Annotated in this window: 19 protein-coding genes; 6 read left to right on the top strand and 13 right to left on the bottom strand. The window is 53.2% G+C overall.

The features are described 5' to 3' along the window. Positions 1-210 precede the first annotated feature (210 nt). On the top strand, positions 211-399 hold the full coding sequence (locus E8E95_RS02160; RefSeq protein ID WP_280282341.1) for a hypothetical protein: 189 nt from the start codon (positions 211-213) through the stop codon (positions 397-399). Between the two features lie 30 nt (positions 400-429). Here the strand turns inward: E8E95_RS02160 and E8E95_RS02155 are convergent, their stop codons facing one another. Next, positions 430-1,338: a site-specific integrase gene (locus tag E8E95_RS02155; protein WP_280347801.1), complete on the bottom strand. Its 909-nt coding sequence runs from the start codon at positions 1,336-1,338 to the stop codon at positions 430-432. Between the two features lie 180 nt (positions 1,339-1,518). Here E8E95_RS02155 and E8E95_RS02150 point away from each other — a divergent pair, with 180 nt between their 5' ends. Next, the gene (locus E8E95_RS02150; protein WP_280282338.1) at positions 1,519-2,520 is read left to right on the top strand and encodes a DNA-binding protein; all 1,002 of its coding nucleotides are present in this window, start codon (positions 1,519-1,521) and stop codon (positions 2,518-2,520) included. A gap of 42 nt (positions 2,521-2,562) precedes the next feature. On the opposite strand, the gene E8E95_RS02145 is transcribed toward E8E95_RS02150, so the two are convergent. Continuing rightward, positions 2,563-3,489 carry a hypothetical protein gene (locus tag E8E95_RS02145; RefSeq protein ID WP_179060111.1) on the bottom strand — a complete coding sequence of 309 codons (927 nt, stop codon included), beginning with the start codon at positions 3,487-3,489 and terminating at the stop codon, positions 2,563-2,565. Positions 3,490-3,823: 334 nt separating this feature from the next. On the opposite strand from E8E95_RS02145, the gene E8E95_RS02140 reads away from it, so the two are divergent. From E8E95_RS02140 to E8E95_RS02125, 4 genes are read left to right on the top strand one after another with little or no spacing between them, the layout of a single operon-like run. Next, the gene (locus E8E95_RS02140) at positions 3,824-4,483 is read left to right on the top strand and encodes a hypothetical protein (RefSeq protein WP_280282337.1); all 660 of its coding nucleotides are present in this window, start codon (positions 3,824-3,826) and stop codon (positions 4,481-4,483) included. After that, on the top strand, positions 4,476-6,434 hold the full coding sequence (locus E8E95_RS02135) for a DDE-type integrase/transposase/recombinase (protein ID WP_280282336.1): 1,959 nt from the start codon (positions 4,476-4,478) through the stop codon (positions 6,432-6,434). Before E8E95_RS02140 ends, E8E95_RS02135 begins: the two co-directional genes overlap by 8 nt. Then, on the top strand, positions 6,415-7,365 hold the full coding sequence (locus E8E95_RS02130; protein WP_179060114.1) for a TniB family NTP-binding protein: 951 nt from the start codon (positions 6,415-6,417) through the stop codon (positions 7,363-7,365). Before E8E95_RS02135 ends, E8E95_RS02130 begins: the two co-directional genes overlap by 20 nt. Further along, complete coding sequence (locus E8E95_RS02125; protein WP_280282335.1) at positions 7,362-9,680, top strand: hypothetical protein; 2,319 nt, start codon at positions 7,362-7,364, stop codon at positions 9,678-9,680. The genes E8E95_RS02130 and E8E95_RS02125 overlap by 4 nt, the downstream gene beginning before the upstream one ends. Before the next feature lie 221 nt (positions 9,681-9,901). On the opposite strand, the gene E8E95_RS02120 is transcribed toward E8E95_RS02125, so the two are convergent. The 11 genes from E8E95_RS02120 to E8E95_RS02070 all read right to left on the bottom strand — a co-directional run bounded on the left by E8E95_RS02120 (position 9,902) and on the right by E8E95_RS02070 (position 22,372). Next, entirely contained in the window at positions 9,902-10,072 is a 171-nt protein-coding gene (locus tag E8E95_RS02120) for a hypothetical protein (RefSeq protein ID WP_280347799.1), read from the bottom strand. A 245-nt stretch (positions 10,073-10,317) separates the two neighbouring features. Continuing rightward, positions 10,318-11,949 carry a methyl-accepting chemotaxis protein gene (locus tag E8E95_RS02115; protein ID WP_280347797.1) on the bottom strand — a complete coding sequence of 544 codons (1,632 nt, stop codon included), beginning with the start codon at positions 11,947-11,949 and terminating at the stop codon, positions 10,318-10,320. Between the two features lie 295 nt (positions 11,950-12,244). Further along, complete coding sequence (locus E8E95_RS02110) at positions 12,245-13,771, bottom strand: acyl-CoA synthetase (protein WP_280347795.1); 1,527 nt, start codon at positions 13,769-13,771, stop codon at positions 12,245-12,247. 143 nt (positions 13,772-13,914) lie between these two features. After that, positions 13,915-14,691 (bottom strand): enoyl-CoA hydratase-related protein, encoded by a 777-nt coding sequence (locus E8E95_RS02105; protein WP_280347793.1) that lies wholly within the window; start codon positions 14,689-14,691, stop codon positions 13,915-13,917. Beyond that, a complete protein-coding gene (locus tag E8E95_RS02100) occupies positions 14,688-15,686 on the bottom strand; it encodes a nitronate monooxygenase family protein (RefSeq protein WP_280347791.1) in 999 nt (332 codons plus the stop codon). Before E8E95_RS02100 ends, E8E95_RS02105 begins: the two co-directional genes overlap by 4 nt. A gap of 1 nt (position 15,687) precedes the next feature. Beyond that, entirely contained in the window at positions 15,688-16,848 is a 1,161-nt protein-coding gene (locus E8E95_RS02095) for an acetyl-CoA C-acetyltransferase (RefSeq protein ID WP_280347789.1), read from the bottom strand. Between the two features lie 2 nt (positions 16,849-16,850). Further along, positions 16,851-17,639 (bottom strand): enoyl-CoA hydratase-related protein, encoded by a 789-nt coding sequence (locus tag E8E95_RS02090; RefSeq protein WP_280347787.1) that lies wholly within the window; start codon positions 17,637-17,639, stop codon positions 16,851-16,853. Beyond that, a complete protein-coding gene (locus E8E95_RS02085; protein WP_280347785.1) occupies positions 17,636-18,697 on the bottom strand; it encodes a phosphotransferase in 1,062 nt (353 codons plus the stop codon). The genes E8E95_RS02090 and E8E95_RS02085 overlap by 4 nt, the downstream gene beginning before the upstream one ends. Before the next feature lie 2 nt (positions 18,698-18,699). Next, on the bottom strand, positions 18,700-19,866 hold the full coding sequence (locus E8E95_RS02080) for an acyl-CoA dehydrogenase (RefSeq protein WP_280347783.1): 1,167 nt from the start codon (positions 19,864-19,866) through the stop codon (positions 18,700-18,702). After that, positions 19,863-20,624 (bottom strand): SDR family NAD(P)-dependent oxidoreductase, encoded by a 762-nt coding sequence (locus E8E95_RS02075; protein ID WP_280347781.1) that lies wholly within the window; start codon positions 20,622-20,624, stop codon positions 19,863-19,865. The genes E8E95_RS02080 and E8E95_RS02075 overlap by 4 nt, the downstream gene beginning before the upstream one ends. A gap of 65 nt (positions 20,625-20,689) precedes the next feature. Next, the gene (locus E8E95_RS02070; protein ID WP_280347779.1) at positions 20,690-22,372 is read right to left on the bottom strand and encodes an AMP-binding protein; all 1,683 of its coding nucleotides are present in this window, start codon (positions 22,370-22,372) and stop codon (positions 20,690-20,692) included. Between the last annotated feature and the right edge of the window lie 5 nt (positions 22,373-22,377).

Raw genomic sequence — 22,377 nt, 5'->3', positions numbered from 1 at the left:
GTCAGATGTCGAACGGCCTGGAACGAGCCTCCCCTCGCACAGCAAATTCATCCGGCTTCGCCTAGCCGCTCGTGAATGACTCTGCGAGGAGCCGAGAGCATCTCTTAATTGATACCGTTCAACTACCAATTCGCCCGTCTCTGATGCAGGCGCCTAGACGCGACCGTTGGTAGCTCCCGATCCGGCACTCGAGGAAAGAGCGCGTTGGGCGTGCCTAAAGTTCTGGTACCCCGCCTGCTTAGCAGCCTCATCCAGCGCCTGCGCGTGCAGAATTCCCTTGGCTTTCTTGATTGTCTTAGCAAGACGCTTGATCCCGACCAGGGTGGTCGGGTGGATTTGGTCATATGGCAACATTTCGCTTCTCCATCTATCGACAAGGAAAAAGCAATGCCACGCTGAGCCCAGCACATGAGACGAGTCCCGCATTCGCTATTCGCGGCGCAGCTCGCCGAACTGCATCTCCGGCTCAACATAGCGTAACGCGGCCTTGGCATCGCGCCAGCCGACATAACTCATCAGCGCCTTGACGCTCCACTGGTTGCGGCTGGCCCAGGTGGCAAAGCCGCGCCGCAACGAGTGGCTGCTGTAGCGCCCGCCCTCCAAGCCACTGCGGACCATCGCCCGACGGAGGATGCGCGAGATGCTGTAAGCGTGCAGTCCGTTCTCCGCCAAGTTGCCCCAACGGTCCACCGCACGAAACACCGGGCCCTGGTGCAAACTCGATACCGCGAGCCAGTCAAGATAGGCCTCCACCGGACACAGACGTTTCAAGGCCGGCACCGTGAACGACCGTCCAGCATTGTCGCGGTCGCCTTTGCTGCTGGGCAAAAACAAGTCCATCCCCTCCCCTTGTCGCGCCTCAATAAACTCCACGCGCAGCCGGCAGAGGTCATCGCTGCGAAACGCCCGCCAAAACCCCAGCAGGATCAGGGCGCGATCGCGGCGGCAGCTCAGCAGGGCGTGGCGGTCGATCTGTTCCTGCGCCATCAGCCAGTCGATGCAGCGGGCTAACTCGGTCAACTGCAGCGGCTCCGCCTGCCGCTCCAACCGAGGATGCAGGGCCTGAATGCCACGGAGCACCTCGCGCACCTGCGGCGCCTTGGTCGGATCGGGAAAGCCCTGACTGAGGTGCCACTTGGCCAGAGCGGCGAGATTAGCCCGCAAGGTCGAGCTGGCCAGGGTCTCGGCGTAATCCGCCAGGTAGCGGGCAATCGCCTCACTGCTGGCGGGCAAGAAGCCACCCCAGGCTTCCTCGAAATGTGCGAGCGCCTGCTGATAGCGGCGCTCGGTGCTCTCGCGCCGCGCGGCCTGCCGGTAGCGATCGACCTTCTCCGTCACCGCCTCACCCTCCTGCGTACTAGAAAAACTGCCCTTTCCCCCCGCCACCCCCGCTGAGGTTTGAGAATGCCCGCTTCTCAAACGTCAGTTCGTCCGGCCAAATCCCCTAAATTCGAGTGCTGGTACAGCTGTACTTCCATACTCCATGTCACACCACGCAATCGTCGGAGTGACAGCGCCATGGCGCGTAGCGGCATCAACAAGGCGTTAGTGCAGAAGGCCCGAGACGCACTCCTGGCACGCGGGGTGCGTCCCAGCATTGACGCCGTGCGTATCGAACTGGGGAATACGGGGTCGAAAAGCACCATTCAACGCTACCTCAAAGAACTCGATACGCCGCCTGTAGCCAACGGTCCCGGCTTGAGCGAAGAGATCACCAGCTTCATCTCCGGTCTCTCAGACCGACTCCGTCAGGCGGCCGAAACCTCCGTCGCGGCGGAGCGCGAAGCGGTCGCTCGCCAACAGCAGGAATACCGCAGCCATCGGCAGTTCAGTGCCGAGCGGATCGAGCAGTTGCGAGCGGATAACGACCAGTTGCGGCTCCAACTCGACAGCCTGAACACCGACTGCGGCCTCCTGCGCAGCCAGCTCCATAGCAATGAAGTAGATCGCACGCGATTGCTGGAAGCCCAAACCGGCTTGCAGCAGCTTCTGGACGAACGCGCCGCTCAATTGCGCTCGCTGGAAGACAAACATCAGCATGCGCGCGACGCACTGACCCATTTTCGCGAAGCCAGCCAGGTGCAGCGCGCGCAGGAACTGCAGCGCCATGACGGTCAGCTTCAACACTTACAAACTGAAATCCGGACACTTCAGCACACCCTGTCAATTCGATTAGACGAGCTTGCGACGCTGAATCGGGATAACGAGCGGCTGATGGCCGCCAGCAGTGAGCAGGTCAAGCAACAGCGCCTTCTGACCCAGGAACTACAAAAACAACGTGCGACGATCAACACCCTGCAACAAGACTTGATCAACCGGCAGACTGAAAGAGCGGCTTTGGAGGAGCGTCTAATGCAAAAGCAAGCCGAGTTAGCACTAATGCAGCAACACGGTGAACAACAACGTGAACAACTAGTCCAGTTACAAAAGCACGTTCTGAAGCATTCCATTGCGGCGGATAACCCGGCAATCGAAGCCTCTTCAAAATCAACCAAGAGCAGCACCATGGATAGCGGGTGATGCAGGCAACCTCGCAACCATAGTTACCAATGAGTAGCCGCCCTAGACGACTAATATTGAGCTTTCCACAACGCGAAAGTGCTCCAACCTCCAGCGAAGTGACTTTATCTCTTTCTGCCACGCTTCCAGAGCGCATACATGACGACGGATTCGCGCCGCTATCCAATCAGGTTTCTTATGTAGCAGCAGATCGGGAAGCTCTTTGAAGTCATGCGGATGGTTAATTAGCATTGCCATAAATATCGATAGATCCCGCCCTTTATCGTCGAACCACCCTCTACCTGTCAACTCGCCAATGAGTTCTCGGTACTCATTCACACCAGCATGAAAATATTCAAATGAATGCGGCCAGTCCGAATGATTCTTTAGTTCGTAGAGATCTTGCCGCCAAATAAGCGAATCGACTATCTGATAGAGCTCGCCAGCAATATACGACAACGGAGAGGTAACACAGAGCACCTGCAGATACTTAGTAAACAAGAGACTAGCACGCACTCGACTTGCAGTATACCTGGCCGACTTGGTACGAATTATTAGAAAAAGAATACTCAAATAGTTCAACGACACACACCTGGACAACCAGTCAATCCCCTTAGATGTGGCAAGATCCAACTGAAGTTCTTCACCAAGCTCACTAGAGAGCGCTCCCCAAGATTCCCCACCCCGAGCGTTGGCGCACAGAGTCGGCCAAAGAATGTTACTCAACACCTCACGAAGAAGCGGGTAACGGACGGTTAACTCGGCTTGCAAGTGTTCGGAGAGGACTCGTCCTTTGAAAAACAGCCTCCAGTTTTTTTCACTTGGTTCACAGTAGCCCTGCCCACACTGGTGCTCATACCAGCGAGCCAAGGCAGCTCCGCTGTGGTCGACTCCAGCCTGCTCCGCCAAGGTATGGACTAACAGTTTGCCCAGTGTCTGCCGGATCGGCGGATCAAGTTCACGAGGCGTGTAGTAAGGCGCGGTGTACACGGTATGTCCCCCCGGTGCAAAGGATGTAATTCCGTACGTAAGGTTTTAGTACCGTTTGCTGTACACGGTGAGGTCGCCGACGCATGCGCAAACTTTTTACCCCGAGATAGAGCGGTTTCAAGCCCGTAGCAGGGGCTAGCGGGAGTATGAACAGGGGGGGATGCTAGTAGTACGCGGACATCGCTCCGCGGTCCGCAAAGCCGCTTCAGCGGTGATTCTCAGAAAAGGCGACAAATATCTGGGGCCTGCAGAGAGACCCCGCACATAAACCATCTGGATGGCGTAACTCTAGCCAAACACAACCGGTAGATTCGATTCGGAAGGGTGGGTCGCTATGATCTCAATACCGGATGAACTGAAAAGCACACTCTCTTTGTTGCCAGGTCCCAAACTCCGCCGGGGTAAGTACGGCAAGCACGTCACCTTTATTCCTTCACGCAAGAACGGTGGAAACGTCGCCTGTGAGTCGCTTCTCGAAGCCGCGTTTTGCTTGGAGCTTGAGCGCCTCCCGATTATTACCGCCTATCACTCGCAGCCATTTACTCTAGCACTGACCTCCAGCCGGCAACGCTACACACCAGATTTCGTAGCACGGCTTCGTGACAAACGCCTTATCGTTTATGAAATTAAAACTAACTCAGCGCTCAGCGACGCCCCAACGCGCGACCGGCTGAGCTACTTTCAGACCCTCTTTGCCCAATGTGGTTATCCATTGGAGTGCATTGGTGACAGCCAATTTTGGCACCCTGTCAGAACACCTAACTTGCACTTCCTCTATCACAAAAGTTTTGGATCTGATCGGAAATCGGCTTCCCACGTTTCCTCACTCCTTTACGGGTCGCCACACGGAAAATTGACTGTCCATGAACTCCTCGACAACCACGCACCTCCCGAAGACATTGCTTTTGCAGTGTTCTATGGGCTGGTCGTAGCCGACCTTCAGCGCCCTTTTGGCATCCAGACACAGCTTCAGTGCAGAGGCGACAATGCTTAGTGAGAGCGGAGGCGAAAGCAATAGCGACCGCACCAACAGCTTGGAACTCAACGTTGGCGAACGCTACCAGTACCGTATGCAGTTGTTTGAGATCATCGCCATTACCGGAAGACGCATTCAACTCAGAAGCGTCCAGCAACGGAGAAATATTTGCTTCCAAAGCTACGACACACTGGCTTTAGCACACCGGAGAGGATACTTCTTCAAAGTACAAGAAGCGCCCTTATTGGCAGAAGCCAACAAGATCATAGCCGGACTTACAGAAAAAATCAGAGCGCGACTAAATAGACGCTTGGCCTATGTCCGCGGAATTTTGGAAAAACTAACTGGATCTCTACCGAAAGCACGAACCCAAGAACTTGCCTTGGAAATCTGTGCTCAAATCGGTGATACACATCCCCCAAGTTACACCTGCATATACAATTGGATGACAGCCTACCTTCGCTCCGGAGAGAATCCAATAGCGCTGATATCATTGCGGGCGAAGAAAAAGACGTACAGGGTACAAAAACAGCCAGAAGAAATTCAAGACCTCATAAACTACAACATTGAATTACTGTACCACTCCGAGACGCCTTCAACTATCGGCGCAGTAGTTGAAGCGATAACATTCAGTATAGAGGACCTTAACAGTAAACGATCAAGCGCTGACCAGTTAAGGGTACCTAGCGAATCTACGCTTCGCCGAATAATACGTGAACTCGACAAGTACGAAACAGAGTTTTATCAACTTGGTCGTCGCACCGCAATTAAAAACCAAAGTTGGAGTAAGATAATTCGCAGACTGCGCCACTTACTGGAGCGCGTAGAGTGCGACACCCAGGTTCTGGATATTATTGTCGTCAATGCTTATGGGGAAGTCTTGGGAAGGCCTTATTTAACAGTTGCCCTTGACGTCCGTTCGCGCCGCATCATTGGCTGGGACATTTCCCTTAACCCCCCTAGTATCGAGAAAACGATACGCGCAATCAAAATGTCACTTTCTAGCGAGCACGAACGCAATGGCTTGGCTTTGCTCTATGTCACTGACAATGGTCCTGAGTTTGTTGCTAAAAAACTTCGTGATTGCCTGACCTTACTGGGGGCCGAAATCAGGTTCTGCGAACCGGGAGAGCCTAACCAGAAGCCATTCGTCGAGCGGTGGTTTAAGACACTTACGACTGGACTTATCCATCACATGAAGGGAACTACATTCTCTAATATTCAAGAAAGGGGCGAGTATGATTCGGAAGCAGAGGCCATCTTCACCTTGGAACAACTTCGCGCGACCTTCAAAGACTGGCTTGACTCTGTCTACCACAGTGACTTTCATCGTGGCCTGGGCACATCGCCTGATATATTTTGGGAAGCCCATACCGATCCCGCTTTCCCTGCAAAAAGATACTCTAACAAAGATTTAAAAATGCTTTTTCTTAGTAAAAAAGTCGCCACTCCGGTTAATGGCCGCATAGGTTTTGAGAATTTGCAATGGACTGGTCCTGCCGTAGCTTATCTCAGCACATTGAATAGCAAAAAAGACAAACTTACACTTTACTATGACACTAGTGAACTTGGAACCGCCTGGGTGTGCCACCCCGATGCCCCGGACGATATATATAGCATAGATGCTGTAGACCCTGACTACCAGACCGGTTTAACCATGCACATGCACCACTTGGTTATGGCCGAACTCAAAGAGAAGGAACGGACATTTGATTTTAGAGTAGCGAGAGACAATCGTGTACGAATCAATCTCAGGCTAGCTAACTCAAAAGGAAAGCGTGCCCGAAAGAAAAACGCACGTTCAGAAGAATACAATTCATCCAACTCTATCGCTCTCACCTCAGATAATGGATTGGCCAATAAATCAAAAAGCCACTCCAAAATCGATCCCCAGAAACACTTAACCAACAGCCAGGTTCCCGCTGTCGCTCAAGTCATGGAGGTGCACATTGACCATAGACATAGATGAGATAGATAGGAAAGTTGGATTATTTGAGAAGAAGGTTGTCTTCTATCCCAGCTTTCGAACAGCTTACGCGATCCTCGAAAAATCGGTGGAATGTACCCGGCGCCGAGGCACTCCTTCATCCGCCATCCTAATCGGCCCGTCAGGAAGCGGAAAATCAACTCTGCGCGAACTATTTTGCGAGCTATATTCAAAGTCTAAATTAGAAGTGGATCCCGACGGACTATATCAGACACTTCCGGCTCTCCAATGTGAGGTCCCGGCTGAAGCAACCATAAAGTCGTTCGCGAAAGAATTGCTGCTTGGTTTGAATTGTTCTGACCTTCGAGGAGACACCGTAGACTTGGAGTTTCGCATCCTTGAGCTCCTGAAAACCCGCCGAACAGCGTTCATTATTATTGATGAATTTCATTTACTAGCAAGACCAGAGACTATTAAAACAGCTAGCCATGTGACCGACTGGCTTCTCAGCCTGCTCAACAGATCCAAAATCCCCATAATAGTAGTGGGGAAGCCTAACTGTAAGGATGTAATTTACAGAAAGCCTGAACTTGCAAGACGTTACCCATTCGTCGCAGAACTCCAACATCTAAGCTTTGACGAAAATAAAAGCTCTGAATACATAATGACGCTACAGTGTTTGGATCAGGAACTTTACAGCATAGGAGATTTAAGAAAAGGAATCCACTTGACTGACCCAACTATTTCTACGCGCCTCTTTGTAGCAACACAAGGAAATCTTGAGTATTTGAGACTTATACTTTCAAATGCCTTTCAAATATGCCTAGAGCGTGGAGACCGAGCACTTTGCCTTTCTGACTTTATCGATACTTGCGCATTTCTTGATTTAGACCACAGCCTATCAAATGATGATAACCCTTTTGAAGTTAGCCTTACAAAATGTTATTCCATTATTCAAGACAATCTTAAATGAAAGATTTTGCCTTTATTCCACTTCCGTTGCCGGAGGAAAGCCCAACTAGCTTACTGAAGCGTGCGGCAATCAGAAACGGCTATCGCTCCATCGATGAATTTCTTTCATTCTATTTCCAAGATTTGCCTGTCCGAGGCAATTTACTTAGGCAAGACACTATCGTAACTGAACGCCTAACTTATCAAGCAGGAGAGTATGGCGAACTTTTAAAAACCGGCTTCTATAGAGCCACTCACAAGGTCCTAACAAACTCTAATCTACTAATAAATAATATCGAAGTTAAAAAGCGCCTGATCCGATTTAAGGGAGCCGCCATATGTAGCGAATGCTGCGAGGAAGGCTGGGAAAAAAACACAAAAGATTTTTCACTCGCTGAGAATTGCCCTTATCACTCGCGAAAATACCTATTCTCTTGTTCGAAATGCCAACGCAATTTCACATGGCGCAATCAAATAACAACCGAGTGCAAATGCGGCGAACAAATCAAATCACCTCAATGTTCCGAAGCGGAAGTTCGACCGGAAAAACAACTACTTCGATTGCTAAGAAGCAACTCCCAACACGCGTTTGATCTGTTTTCATCCACACTTCAGAGCCTTGGACTAGGAAGCAAAAATAGTAACCCGTTCATAAACAGAAGCATATTTTCCACCGCATTAGCCATAGCTCTGGAGGATATGGACATGATCATTCCTGGTCTTCAGAGGCTATTCAGTAATGAAAGCATCATTGACGAGCGCTTCCTCTCCACTAAGCTAAGCCACCTCACTCCGCCACATATAAAGTCATTCATATTAAACAAACCACCTAGCGCGAGACCAGCCAACCAACATGCTTCAGACCTAACATTCTCGTTAACCACACAACAACTTCTCGCCTATTTAGGTATAAACAACAAACAATGGAATACTATTCGTACTCACAAGCTATTCCCAAAAAAAGAAAAGCGATGCTGCACCTACAGCCAACAAGAAGCAGCAGCAATTAATCAGATTATTGAATTAATCGCCAAGCAGCGCGAATCTGATCGACTGAAGAAAGAAACAAGTATCATCAATCTATCCACCGCCGCTCAACATCTCAAAGTAGACCGACATGTGTTCAGAGAATTGGTAAAATCCGGTTTGCTTGGCAAGAAAATTAGGCAAATTGACGGTTTTTACGCGGTTTCAGCAACTGCCATTGAAAGCTTTAGCTGCAAATACGTCTGCATTCAAACAATTGCTAAAGAAGCATGCTGTTCTCTTAACACTGTTAGAAAAGCAATTAAACAACTCGCCACTCCCACAATTCCGCTGGCGCCCAACTCAAAATTCACCACTGTAATACCTAAAGAGTCCGCCCAACAAGTCATAACCGCAATCCAAGCCCTCCTCCCATCATATAAGCGCGGAGTTCGACATAAGCTTTCCGCTAAGCTCCAAGTCATAGAAAGCGACAAAACAACAAACCACTATAGTACGACTGAAGCCAGCAAATTACTTGATATTGACAGAACAATAATCAGACAACTAGTAAGAAATGGCATACTAAATGCTACTTATAGAACTAAGTTTTCGGAGTACCTGATACCCAAAGATGAAATAGAGAATTTCAATAAGAAATATATGAACGCATCCGAGGTATCTGAAACCCTGCTTCTGCCCCGCAAAAAGACCACAGATATTTTGGCTGCCCACGGGATCACGCCGGTAATTGCCAGATCAGCGGGCAGTTGCGACATAACACTATTTCACAGAAGCGACATACCCATAGAATTAATTAAAAAAACAGAAACCAATACCCAGATTCTCTACAAAGAGCACTCAAGCAACAGACTGATAAAGCTTTCCGAGGCAAGCTCCTTGACAGGAATCACAATTAAAAGCTTGTCTATGATTACGAAAGCCATCGTCCTACCCTTTCGCCCGTTGCACTATCAATCAATAAAAAAACTCTCCTCTATCGAATTTAAAATGGTGCTGGACTACTACAAAAGCACAACTCCAGTATCGGAAATACTGGATAAGTATGGAATACCTCCTCAATCTTTCACCCAGCTTTTTATTCTAAGCAAATATGTTAAGCCTATCAGAATAAATGGAAACTGGTATCTAGATGCTAAAGATAAAGAGAATGTTATTAAGGTCCTAGAAGAATTTTGCACATGCACTCAAGCGGATTTTATGCTGGGTGCCCCTCCAAGATACACAAGAAACCTGATCATAGGCGGAAGGATTCAGCCTGCAACTCCTCCCCGCGGGATTCCAATACATCCCACTCTAATAGAGAGAAATCTGGTAACACACTTTAAAGACAATATTATTAATGAATAAATCTGAAATAAGCGAAATAATTAATTAGAACATCAATACCGATCCCAAACGTACATATTCCACGCGCCATTTCTGGCTACCTCCCCCGTCGCGAACAACCGCTCGACACTATTGCGCTCTATCAGGGCCCGACACAATTATAAGCTTTGATCCCAATCCTCCTGGAAATCTCTGCTTAGTCGCCCCTGATTCAGCTCTAGCTGACAGCAAATTAGGCTCTTTCACTTTTCCTGACAGCTAAATTCAGCCTTGGCTGAAAACCTCCCTCCTAACTCATTGATTTTAATAGCTGTGATTTCACACGCATCTAACAACCTATGGTCACGTAGTTTTTCAACAAACACTGAAACTTTTTCACTGAATGTTGAAACGGATGCACCGAGACGGTGCATGGCCGCTGCCTGGGGAGGCAGCGGCGCCAGCCATCCAAAACTGGCTTTCGCAGTTAGGTCGAGACCATTTGCCCCGAAGGAATAGAGGGGATCAAAGAGTAAACAACAGGGCCGGCGAGCATTGCTCGCTGGCCCTTTTTACTAGTAGGGCAGCTCCGTTTTTCCCGAATCCTTCAAACGCAAGGCGCTAAACCAGGTGCTTGCCGGTACGCCGTTTCGTCATGTACCAGGAATCCAGTACGAGCCTATACGCGGAACTGCCGTAGGGTCTGATTCAACTGGCTAGCTAGAGCGTCAAGGTGGCAGCTTGCCTCTTTCGATTGGCTAGCGGCCACGGCATTCGCTTCAGCCAGTGAGGCCGCCTGCGTCACGTTCTGGTTGATTCCCTCTACCACTTGGGACTGCTGCAAGGTAGCACTGGCTATAGATGCATTCAGGTCTGTCAGATTGCGCAGTGACTGTGCGATCTGTTCCAAACTAATGCCTGCCAGGCGCGCCTTATCGACGGTCTGGGTGGACGCATGGCTGCTCTCGTCGATGACCTGAACGGCAGCCTCGGAATTGGCCTGGAGACGCTCAATCATTGTCTGGATTTCGGCAGTGGATTTCTGCGTGCGTTGCGCCAGTAAGCGAACCTCGTCGGCAACGACGGCGAACCCCCGCCCTTGTTCACCGGCACGAGCTGCCTCGATTGCGGCATTCAAGGCCAGCAAGTTGGTCTGCTCGGCGATGGAACGGATGACTTCGAGCACAGAGTTGATCTGGGTACTCTCCTGGGCCAGTGACTGAATCACTTCGACTGCCTTGCCAATGGTACTGGAGAGCTGGTCGATCTGTTCCAAGCTGCTACCGATGTTGTTCTGCCCCCTGCGTGCCTGTTCTTCGGCATCGCGTACTTCGCTGGCGGCGTGCTTAGCGTTTGCCGCCACTTCCTGCACGGAGTAGGAGAGTTCTTGCACCGCGGTGGCGACCAACTCCATCTGCCGCGACTGCTGTAGGCTCTGGTACTGGGCATCGCTTGCAATTACGCCAAGGGATCGTGACGCATGGTCGAGCGAGCCGGCAGTTTCCAGTGAATGGCCGATGACCCCCTGTAACTTGAGGGTGAACGTATTGAAATGATTGCCCAAATCTGTGAGTTCGTCGTGCCAATAGTCGTCCAGCCTACGGGTAAGGTCAGCTTCCCCGCTGGCAATATTGGCCATAGCATTGACCGCTTCGCATAACGGCGAAGTGATGCTGCGGGCGATCAGGACGATGAGGACAGTGAGCAGAAGGCCCGTCAGCAACACTATTCCCAAGGTATTCAGTACGTGTGCGCGAAATTCATCCTGTACATCGTCGACGTATATTCCTGAACCAACTACCCAACCCCAAGGCTTGAATAGCTCCACGTAGGACACCTTCTTCACCGGCGCATCCGAGCCCGGGCGAGGCCAACTGTAGTGCACGAGTCCAGCCCCATCGTGCTTTGCGACCCTCACCATTTCGTCGAAAAATGGTCTGCCATCAGGATCAAGGGTACCCGTCATCACCTTGCCTTCGATTTTTGGGCTAGGGTGCATGACCATGCGTGTCTCGAGGTCCTCTAGCCAGAAGTAATCGTTACCGTTGTAGCGCAGGCTGCGCATCAGTTCGATGGCTTGGTTCTGCGCCTGCACACGGTTGAGCTTCCCCGCGTTTTCCTGTTCTCGGTAGTAGCGCAGGATGCTGCTCGCGGTTTCAACCACATGCTGGGTTTTCAGCGCTTTCGCGGTATGCAGGTCTCCAAAGTTCTGGATGAGCAACAAACCGGCTAGGGCGAGAAGTATTACCTGGGAAGTCAACAGAATCAGCCACAGGCGGTGGCTGATGGGAACTTGGCGCAGTCCGGGCATGATCCAGCTCCGTTATGCCATGAGAGGTCTGACGAGCCTTATTGCACAGGCGAATGGAGTGCGGTGAGAAACGCCCCCCTGAAGGTGCAGGGCCATCGATCATTGGATAGCCTTCGGCATGGGCAATTGGTTGTTTAGGGCTTTCTGCGCTGTCCAGATCACCGCCGACGACCGACATATGCCATCCCTGGCCGATGCAGTCGTTAATAGTTCGGCATATCGAGGAAAGTGATGCCCAAACAACCTCACTCCAATACAAAGCCGCTGATGCCCTACCTGCAGGCGCAGACACTGCTCAATCGGGAGAGGAGGTGTCCATTCTTTTCTGATACTCCTCGCGTAGCAGACGCTTCATCAGCTTGCCGTTGGGTTCACGCGGCAATTCATCGCGAAAATCGACGCGCTGCGGGCATTTCACTCCGCCCAGCGACTCACGCACAAATGCACGAAGGAGCTCTGCCAAGGTTGGTCCAGCTGTTTGCTGATCGCGAGGCTTCACAACGGCCACTACCTTTTCACCCATCTCCTCATCAGCTATACCGAACACTGCCACATCATCCACATCGGGGTGTGTCATGAGCACATTTTCGATTTCTTGCGGGTAGATGTTTACCCCCCCGGAGATAATCATGAAGCTCTTTCGGTCAGTGAGAAAAAGGTAGCCGTCCTCATCAACCCAGCCTATATCACCTAATGTTGCCCACCCTCGATGGTCGTAAGCCTTCCGTGTCTTCTCCGTGTCGTTGTGGTACTCAAAGCGAGGACCATCGGCAAAGTAGATATCCCCCACAGTTCTGGCCGGTACCTCTTGGCCCTCCTCATCGAGGATCTTGACTGTCCCCAACACAGCACGTCCGACTGAACCCGGTTTGCGAAGCCATTCCTCTGCATTAAGGGCGGTAAGCCCGCAACACTCTGTGCCCGAGTAATACTCGTGAATGATCGGTCCCCACCACTGGATCATGGCGTGTTTAACTTCAATAGGGCACGGACCCGCAGCATGTACCACGGCACGCAACGATGAGTAGTCATAGGCGTCGCGGACCTCAGCTGGCAGTTTGAGGATGCGAACGAAGTGCGTCGGCACGAAGGTCGCTTGTGTAACGGAGTAGCGTTCAATTAGCTGAAGCGTCTGCTCGGCATCGAACTTTTCCATGACTACCACGGTGCCACCAAGCCCCTGGATCGCAAGCGCCCAGCGCAATGGCGCAGCATGGTAGAGCGGCGAAGTAGAAAGATAGATGCTATCCGATCCCATACCATAAAACTGACGTCCCATTGACATCAATGGACTTTCGTTGGCGACAGGCCCCTCGGGGAGTGACGGCTTCACACCTTTTGGGCGCCCAGTCATTCCAGACGAGTACAGCATGTCAGCGCCCGGGCTTTCGTCGTCAATGCGAGTTGCGGCCTTGGCTGCACGCTCCTTAGCGAAGGCTGTCGTGCTGAAGAACCGTGGTGCATTGTCCTCCAGACGCTGGATAGCACTCAGACCGAGTTCAAAAAACGTGTCTGAGGCTATCAAGACCCGTGCCCCAGAATCGCTGACTATGTAGGCGACATCGTTTGAAGAGGCGCGGTTAGAAATAGCTGTCAGATAAAGCCCACAGCGCTGAGCCGCCCAGGAGATGGTGAATACATCAAGGCCGTTTTCGAGAAGCACCGCGACGGTGTCTCCGCGTTGCAGACCAAGGGCACGAAACAGATGTGCTCCCTGGTTAGCGAAGCGCTCAAGTTCTGCGTAACTTAGGATTTGGCCAGACGAAGCAAGGATGCAGGCTGCCTTGTCAGGCGCGGAAAGTGCGTGAATGGATGGATGCATGATGGTTATCCTTATTTTTGTGCCCAGATTTGGTTCCCGGGTTTGTCAACTAATGGAACTCAAGGCAGAGAAAACCATCTCGCCTGAGCAATTCTGGAGGTCATCCATAGCGTTGATCGGGAACTAGGGGAGCAATTCGCTTATCAGCGACCTGACCACTGTGGCGGCCGCTTTTCAGCGAAAGCACGCGGCCCTTCAATGGCATCCATCGACTCGAGCATCGAAACTACCTGCGGATACTGCCATTCCTCGACAAGGGCCGTTTCGATGGGCACATCAAGTCCACGAAGCACTGCCTCTTTGGTGGCTCGCAGGGATAGAGGACTACACGCCAACATCTCCGCAGCCCAACAGCGAGCCAGGGAAAGCACATCGTCGGAGCAAACCTCGTTGACGAAGCCAAGGTCCACTCCCTCACGGGCACTAACCCGGCGCCCAGTAAGCAGCATGCCCATGCTGCGCTTGAGACCAATAACCTGAGGCAAGCGCTGTAGCCCACCCGCCAGCGCTGCCAGGCCGACGCGAGGTTCAGGCAGAGCAAACACTGCGTTCTCAGATGCAACGATGATGTCGCAAGCCAACGCCAGTTCGAAGCCGCCGCCCATGGCCACTCCATTCACAGCAGCAATTACCGGCTTACTCAAATCGAAGCGCGCGGTCAGCCCGGCAAAACCTTTCTCCGGAGTAACCAAGCCGCCACCACTTGCCTGCTGCTTGAGGTCGTGGCCAGCACAGAATGCCTTGCTGCCCGAGCCCGTAACGATCGCGACCCACTGTTCCTCATCGGCCCCAAAGTCGTCGAACGCTTGTTGCAGCTCGAGATGCGCCGCAGCGTTGAGTGCGTTATGAGCCTCAGGTCGGTTGAGGATAATTGTCGTCAGACGGCCTTCACGTTCTACACGGATAAACTGGTAGCTCATGCAGTTACCTCCTGGTGGGCACGAAAGAATCCGGGTAAGCGTCGGTTAATGATTTCACCTGCGTCATCAACGATTCTGGTCAACAGTTCTGCGCAGGTCGGAATGTCATGAATCAGCCCTTGGACCTGGCCTGCCCAGACAAGACCAGCATCGAGATTTCCTGTCTCCAAGGCCTCACGCCCACAAGCTCCACTTACCAGCGGGCGAATATCCTCGAAAGTCACCCCCGGTTGCTGCGACATAGCTACCACGCGATCAGAGATGCTGTTGCGGGCCACGCGTCCGGTATTGTGGAACTGCCGAAATATCAGCCGCGTGTCACGCTCATCGTTGTTCACCAGGAACAGCTTGATCGCATCATGAATTGGCGCCTCAACAGTTGCGCAGAAGCGCGTACCCATGTTGATACCCTCCGCGCCTAGCGCAAGCGCTGCAGCAAGGCCGCGACCATCACCAAATCCACCGCTGGCGATCATCGGCACCCGGATCTTGTCAGCGGCAGCGGGAATGAGCACCAAACCGGGAATATCATCTTCCCCTGGGTGTCCGGCACATTCGAAACCGTCAATAGAGACGATGTCGACGCCCATCTTCTGCGCTGAAAGTGCATGGCGCACAGAAGTGCACTTATGAATCACCGTCAGCCCATGCGCCTTGAAGTCCTCGACATGCTCGTGCGGTTTGTTTCCCGCCGTCTCGACGACCCGTACGCCGCTGTCGATGATGGCCTTGCGGTACTCTGCATAAGGCGGGGGGCTCACCGAGGGTAAGATGGTCAGGTTCACGCCGAATGGCTTGTCCGTCATCTTCCGGCAGCGCTCGATTTCTCGCCGCAGATCATCCGGTGTCGGCTGAGTCAACGCAGTAAGCATGCCGAGCCCTCCGGCATTCGAAACGGCGCTGGCCAATTCGGCGCGGCCAACCCACATCATGCCGCCCTGAACGATTGGGTGGTCGATGCCGAGTAATTCTGTGACTCGGGTGTGGAGCGCCATATCAAAGCACCTCCACGATAGTCGCGTTTGCGACGCCACCACCCTCGCAGATGGCCTGCAGGCCATAGCGCAAGCCGCGAGCTTTGAGCGAGTGCAACAGAGTGGTCATAAGCTTGGTACCGGTGGCGCCCAATGGATGCCCGAGAGCAATAGCCCCGCCATTGACATTGAGCTGGTCCGGATTGGCTTCCAGTGCCTGCAGCCAGGCCAGGGGCACCGGAGCAAAAGCTTCGTTGATCTCATAAAGATCAATATCAGCAATGCTCAAGCCAGCTCGTTGCAGTGCACGTCGGGACGCTTGGATAGGTTCTTCCAACATGATCACCGGATCACCGGCGGTGACGGCCATCGACACAATCCGCGCCAACGGAATCAGGCTGTGCTCCTTCAACGCCCGCTCACTCACGATCAAGAGCGCGGATGCACCGTCACAGATCTGGCTGGCGTTGGCGGCGCTGATCACACCGCCCTCCCTGATTAGACGAACCGAAGAAATCCCCTCCAAAGTCGCATCATGTCGAATACCCTCATCCCGACAATGCAACCCTGTATCGGTAGCCAGGGGAACTATCTCGTCCTGGAATACGCCAGATGTGGTTGCGTGCGACGCACGCTGGTGACTTTGGAGCGCATAGCGATCCAGGGTTTCTCGATCAAAGCCATATTTTTGCGCGAGCATCTCCGCGCCCTCAAACTGGCTAAAGGTCTCGACGCCGAACCGCTTCTTGATCCGTTCACTGAATGGGCCCACCCCCAAACCTTCACGCTCATGGAACGACAAGTTGGAGAACATTGGGACTCGGCTCATGCTTTCGACGCCGCCAGCGATTACCACATCTTGCACACCAGACATCACTGCCTGAGCAGCAAAATGGACCGCCTGTTGAGAGCTACCGCACTGGCGATCGATGGTTACAGCCGGCACACTTTGTGGAAGGGACGAAGCCAACACCACATTTCGAGCAAAGGCGAAAGACTGCTCGCCGGCTTGCGTGACGCAACCGATGATCACATCATCAACGGCCGCCGGATCAATGCCACTTCGCTCCAGAAGCGCATTGATCACCTCCCCCCCCATATCCGCCGGATGCCAGCATGCGAGTTGACCATTGCGCCGAGCACCGGCAGTACGTACAGCCCCGACAATATAGGCTTCAGCCATTATTAGACTCCTACTTGGAAATTCGGTTGACGTTTTTCGCTAAAGGCCGTGACTCCCTCACGGGCCTCAGGACCGGCGCCAGACTCAGCGACACAGCGGGCTTCTTTTTCCAGGTGCGATTCGAGGCCGCCACCGTAGGTTTCCAACAAAAGTCGGCGGGTGCGGCCGATAGCGGCAGTAGCTGAATCGGCCAGAGCGCGTGCCAGTCGTGCGCCTTCTGAATGGAGAGCGTCGTCGTCCACCACTAGGGTTATCAGCCCCTGCTGAGCAGCATCCACGGCGCTCAGGCGCTGGTTCAGAAGAATCACCTCCTGCGCTCTGCGCATACCCAAGAGGCGAGGCAGATGCCAAGTCAACCCGCCGTCAGGGCTCAGGCCTACCGAGCCATATGCAGGAGCAAAACTGGCCCCACGAGTGGCCACCACAATGTCTCCTGCAAGCGCCAAACTGAATCCAGCCCCGGCTGCCGGGCCATTCACCAGCACTAACATGGGCTTGTTCATCCGCATAAGGCGTGAAATGGACATGTGCAACACACCGGCAATCTCGCTGAGGAACCCCGAGATTTCATCCCCTGCAGCCTTGAAGGCACCAAGGTCACCTCCCGTGCAGAAAAATCGACCAGAGCCACTAAGAACTACGCAACGAATTCCTGCGTCTTGATCACAGCGAATCACTGCCTGCAGCAGTGCATGAGCAAGCGTGAGGTCGATGGCATTACCAGCTTCAGGGCGGTTCAGGGTCAGATAGGCTATGCCCCCTTCGATCCGCATCTGCACAGGCGCGCTCATTTGCACTCCTCCATGGCGCGTCGCGCCAGTTCAGCCAACATCGGGAAGCTTCTGGCTCGCTCGCGGGCATTGGTCGATGCTGCCGTGCCACGCAGTACGCGTCCTTGGATACCGTGGAAAATCGCGGCCAGCCGGAAAAAATTGAAAGCGATGTAGAACGGCCAGTCGGGAATGTTGTTGCGCCCGGTTCGACGACAATATTCCGCGACATATTCGTCTTCGGAAGGAATGCCCAATGCATGCAAATCTGCCCCGGCGAGGCCGGCGACGATGTGTGGAGGCATGCGGTACATCATGGCGTGATAGGCGAAATCGGCCAGGGGGTTTCCCAGAGTCGACAGTTCCCAATCCAGCACCGCCACAATGCGTGGCTCGCTGGGGTGGAAGATCATGTTGTCGCACCGAAAATCACCGTGCACGATGCTCGATTCATCACCGACCGGGATGTGTGCCGGCAACCATTCAACCAGGGCGTCCATGTTTGCATCGCGCCCGGCAGCTGGGTCATCCAGGTATTGCCGCGTCCAGCGTTCGATCTGTCGAGAGAAGTAATTTCCTGGGCGGCCATAGTCGGCCAAGCCAACAGTGACAGGATCGATGCTATGCAACTGTGCAAGGGTGGTATTCATCGCATCGAAGTAGGCTTCGCGCCGCTCCACACCTGGGAAGGTCGCATCCCAGAAGATTCGTCCCTCAACCCGCTCCATCACATAGAACGCACTGCCGATTACATCAGTGGTTTCACAGACACCCATGATCTGAGGTACCGCAAAGCCCTTAGTGGAAAGAGCTAGCTGAACCCGTGCCTCGCGTTCGACGCTGTGCGCTCCTTTGAGCACAGGACCAGACGGTTTACGACGCAGAATGTAGCTCCCCGACGGTGAATCAAGTCGATACGTGGGGATCGACTGCCCGCCCTTAAGCCGCATAATATTCAGGGGGCCGATAAATCCGTCGACATGTTCGATCATCCAACGTTCAAGTGAAGCGCTGTCGAAATTCAGCGGTTCGTCGAGGCTGTCGGCACCGGCGATTACTACTGCTTCGTGCGAGCTCATGTTTACCTCCGGGTCCAGTCACGCTTAATTTTCTTAGCCAGTGACCACTTGTGAACTTCGGTCGGACCGTCATACACACGGAAGGCACGAATCTCGCGGAATACCTGCTCAACAACAGTGTCTTCGGTGAGGCCGCTTCCACCCATGACCTGTACGCAACGATCGGCCACTCGCATGAGAGCCTCACTAACGGCAACTTTGGTCATCGAACTTTCGGTACCGCCCTGAGCCCCACTGTCGAGTACCCCAGCGCACCAGTCGATCATCAATTCGGCTTGCTTCAGGTCGATCAGATTCTCGGCGAGCATGAAGCCGCAGCCTTCGTGTTCGATAAGCACCTTGCCAAAAGCCATGCGTCTGTTGGCGTAGTTAGTAGCGATTTCCTGGGCTCGCACGCAGGCGCCGTACCAGCGCATACAATGGGACAGACGCGCTGGAGCGAGACGAACTTGCGCATAGTGAAAACCTTCACCAGCCTCACCCAACATCTGTTCCGCAGGTACTCGAAGGTTTTCTAGGCGGACTACTGCGTGTCCACCTGGCATTGAGTTATCGATGGTTCGCGGGATGCGTTCAATCCGAATAGCCGGGTTAGGCAGCTCAATCAGGAACAGGCAAGCACCTTCCTCAGCTTTGGCCATTACAATCCCGACGCCAGCTCCCTCAGCGCCGGTGATAAATGCCTTGCGGCCGTTGATGATCCAATCGTTGCCTTCACGGTGACAGGTGGTCTTCATCATCGACGGATCAGAACCGGCACCACCTTCTTCAGCCGGTTCGGTCATGAAGAACGCCGACCTCATTTGCCCTTCGATCAACGGCCGCAAAAAGCGCTCTTGGATCGTGGGGCTACCAACCTTGCCCAACAGATACATGTTTCCTTCGTCAGGCGCGGCAGTATTGCAAGCCAGCGGTCCAAGAGGGGAAAGACCAGTTTTTGCCAAAACCAACGCAGTGCCACGTTGGCTCAGGTGACGTCCGTCAGCCAGGATATGAGGTGTTAAAACGCCAGCTTCCCGAGCCAGCTCCCGCAGTTCGATGGCGAGCGCGTCCGTAGGGCAATTGTGGTGATCACGACGAGAGTCCTGTTCATAGGGCACAACCACGTCTCGCACAAACCGCTCCACCCGATCAGCGATCACCGCAGCCTGTTGCAGATCGTCGTTCATCGCGGGGCCATCCGAATTGCACCGTCCAGGCGGATGACTTCACCGTTAAGCATGGGATTCACGACAATCGCTTCGACTAGCTGCGCGAATTCATCCGGTTGCCCGAGTCGGCTCGGGAACGGGACCTGCTGCCCCAAAGAAACTTGAGCCTCTTCTGGCAGAGTGGCGAGTAGCGGCGTAAGGAAAATACCTGGAGCGACAGTCATCACACGAATGCCGTAGCGGGCGAACTCTCGCGCCAGTGGCAACGTCATACCAACGATGCCTGCTTTAGACGCCGCGTAGGCCGGCTGTCCAACTTGGCCGTCAAAGGCAGCAACACTGGCAGTATTGATTATCACCCCACGCTCTTCGCCCAGTGCATCAGCCACATGTAAGCGCGCAGCAAACTTCGACAGAACATTAAAGCTGCCCGTGAGATTGACGTTGATAATCTGATTAAATTTCTGGAGCGGCAAAGCAGTACCGTCGCGATTGATCGCCTTTGCCGGGGCTCCGATACCAGCGCAATTTACCAGTATACGAGGCAGTCCATTTACTTCCTCAGCGGCGTCAAGGGCGCGCTCTACCGCTAGTTCGTCGGTGACATCAGTCTCAATAAATACCCCACCAATGGACTCAGCAAGTCGTTGGCCCAGTTCACGGTTCAGGTCAATAATCGCCACTTTTGCGCCAGCGGCGGAAAGTCGACGTACGACCGCTTCGCCTAGGCCAGAAGCTCCGCCGGTTACAACTGCAGATGTTTCATGTATTTGCATGAGTCTAGGTCCTTTATTGTTTTAAACAGCACTTGCCAAACACAACAATAATTAGCAAGACGTTATTAATGAGAATCAGAGATTTTGTTTATCTCCGCAAAACTTATTTCACGCATGCGAAATTTCTGCACTTTGCCGGTCACAGTCATTGGGAATTCATCGACAAAGGTAAAATGGCGCGGAACCTTGAAATGCGAGATATTTTCCTTGCAGTAGGTGCGCAGTAACTCTTCGTTTAAAGTTTGCCCTGAGCGCAACTTGATCCAGGCCACAACTTCTTCCCCGTAGCGCGAGTCGGGAATGCCAATCACTTGAGCGTCAGCGATTGCCGGATGGCGATAAAGCAACTCCTCGATCTCGCGCGGGTAAATGTTCTCGCCACCGCGGATGATCATGTCCTTGCTGCGCCCTACGATGCGTACGTAGCCAGCGTCGTCCATCTCGGCGAGATCACCTGTATGCATCCAGCCGGCGCTATCTATGGCCTCTTGTGTTGCCTGGGGGTTATTCCAGTAGCCGAGCATTACGCTGTAGCCCCTGGTACACAGCTCACCCACAATGCCACGAGGCAAGATGCGACCTTCGGTGTCAACGATCTTGGTTTCCAGGTGTGGCTGCGTGGTGCCAACAGTGGTGACCCGTAGTTCCAGATCATCATCGGAATGGGTCTGCAACGACACAGGGCTGGTTTCGGTCATTCCGTAAGCGATCTGCACCTGGGTCATATGCAATTCGCCGATTACCCTACGCATCACGTCTATAGGGCAAGTGGCACCGGCCATGATGCCTGTACGCAGGCTGCTTAGATCAACCTGGGCCCGCGCCGGGTGATCCAGCAACGCAATGAACATAGTCGGCACGCCATACAACACGGTGGCACGCTCTTCAGCGACCATGCGCAAAGTGGCATCAGGCTCAAATGACGGACCGGGGTAAAGCATTGTTGCGCCATGAGTCAAGCAAGCCAGGTTACCCATAACCATGCCGAAGCAGTGATACAGCGGAACTGGGATTACTAACTTGTCCTGCTGGGTCAACCCCAACCGAGCACCAACCATGTAACCGTTGTTTAGAATGTTGTAGTGGCTGAGCGTGGCCCCCTTCGGAAACCCCGTAGTCCCGGACGTGTACTGGATATTGATTGGGTCATCGAACTGCAAGGTGAGCTCACGTTGACGCAACAGGTCTGAGCCAATGTGCTCGGCCAAACCAGCGAGAGCCGCCCAAGGCAAAAAGCCCTCAGGAGCCTCGTCGGCTAACGTGATGACGCCACGCAATTGGGGAAACTCGCCTACGTTCAGATTGCCTGGACTCGAGGAGACAATCGACGGAACCACAGCGCGGACTATTTCGTGATAGTTGGTCGACTTGAATGAGTCGGAGCAGATCACCCAGCAACAGCCCGATTGCGCCAGCACGTACTCCAACTCTGAACGTCGGTAAGCCGGATTGATGTTGACTAGGACGGCACCGACCTTTGCGCTGGCCAGCTGTACAACAGTCCACTCAGCACAATTTGTCGACCAAATGCCAATGCGCTCACCACGGCCAATTCCCAATGCAAGAAAGGCCCGGGCACATATTTCCACAACCTCCCCCAACTCCTTCCAGCTGTAGCGCAGCCCTTGGCGCGCCGAAACCAGAGCAGGGCGATTACCATAGCGCACGATGGCCTCGTCAAAAGCTTCTCCAATGGTCTGGCAGAGGAGGGGCTGATCCTGCGTTCCGCGTGTGTAAGACTTCTTCATGGTCT

It is taken from the genome of Pseudomonas sp. BN414, assembly GCF_029871275.1.
In the GTDB taxonomy this organism is placed as follows: domain Bacteria; phylum Pseudomonadota; class Gammaproteobacteria; order Pseudomonadales; family Pseudomonadaceae; genus Metapseudomonas; species Metapseudomonas resinovorans_C.
This window is presented reverse-complemented; position numbering and strand designations above follow the sequence as displayed.

Bases quoted from the DNA above. Each gene is read 5' to 3' on its own strand.
- E8E95_RS02100 (WP_280347791.1), bottom strand. From the start codon at position 15,686: ATGGCGCTCCACACCCGAGTCACAGAATTACTCGGCATCGACCACCCA.
- E8E95_RS02150 (WP_280282338.1), top strand. From the start codon at position 1,519: ATGGCGCGTAGCGGCATCAACAAGGCGTTAGTGCAGAAGGCCCGAGAC.
- E8E95_RS02125 (WP_280282335.1), top strand. From the start codon at position 7,362: ATGAAAGATTTTGCCTTTATTCCACTTCCGTTGCCGGAGGAAAGCCCA.
- E8E95_RS02095 (WP_280347789.1), bottom strand. From the start codon at position 16,848: ATGGCTGAAGCCTATATTGTCGGGGCTGTACGTACTGCCGGTGCTCGG.
- E8E95_RS02090 (WP_280347787.1), bottom strand. From the start codon at position 17,639: ATGAGCGCGCCTGTGCAGATGCGGATCGAAGGGGGCATAGCCTATCTG.
- E8E95_RS02140 (WP_280282337.1), top strand. From the start codon at position 3,824: ATGATCTCAATACCGGATGAACTGAAAAGCACACTCTCTTTGTTGCCA.
- E8E95_RS02120 (WP_280347799.1), bottom strand. From the start codon at position 10,072: ATGCACCGTCTCGGTGCATCCGTTTCAACATTCAGTGAAAAAGTTTCA.
- E8E95_RS02075 (WP_280347781.1), bottom strand. From the start codon at position 20,624: ATGCAAATACATGAAACATCTGCAGTTGTAACCGGCGGAGCTTCTGGC.
- E8E95_RS02135 (WP_280282336.1), top strand. From the start codon at position 4,476: ATGCTTAGTGAGAGCGGAGGCGAAAGCAATAGCGACCGCACCAACAGC.
- E8E95_RS02110 (WP_280347795.1), bottom strand. From the start codon at position 13,771: ATGCATCCATCCATTCACGCACTTTCCGCGCCTGACAAGGCAGCCTGC.
- E8E95_RS02085 (WP_280347785.1), bottom strand. From the start codon at position 18,697: ATGAGCTCGCACGAAGCAGTAGTAATCGCCGGTGCCGACAGCCTCGAC.
- E8E95_RS02115 (WP_280347797.1), bottom strand. From the start codon at position 11,949: ATGCCCGGACTGCGCCAAGTTCCCATCAGCCACCGCCTGTGGCTGATT.
- E8E95_RS02070 (WP_280347779.1), bottom strand. From the start codon at position 22,372: ATGAAGAAGTCTTACACACGCGGAACGCAGGATCAGCCCCTCCTCTGC.
- E8E95_RS02105 (WP_280347793.1), bottom strand. From the start codon at position 14,691: ATGAGCTACCAGTTTATCCGTGTAGAACGTGAAGGCCGTCTGACGACA.
- E8E95_RS02080 (WP_280347783.1), bottom strand. From the start codon at position 19,866: ATGAACGACGATCTGCAACAGGCTGCGGTGATCGCTGATCGGGTGGAG.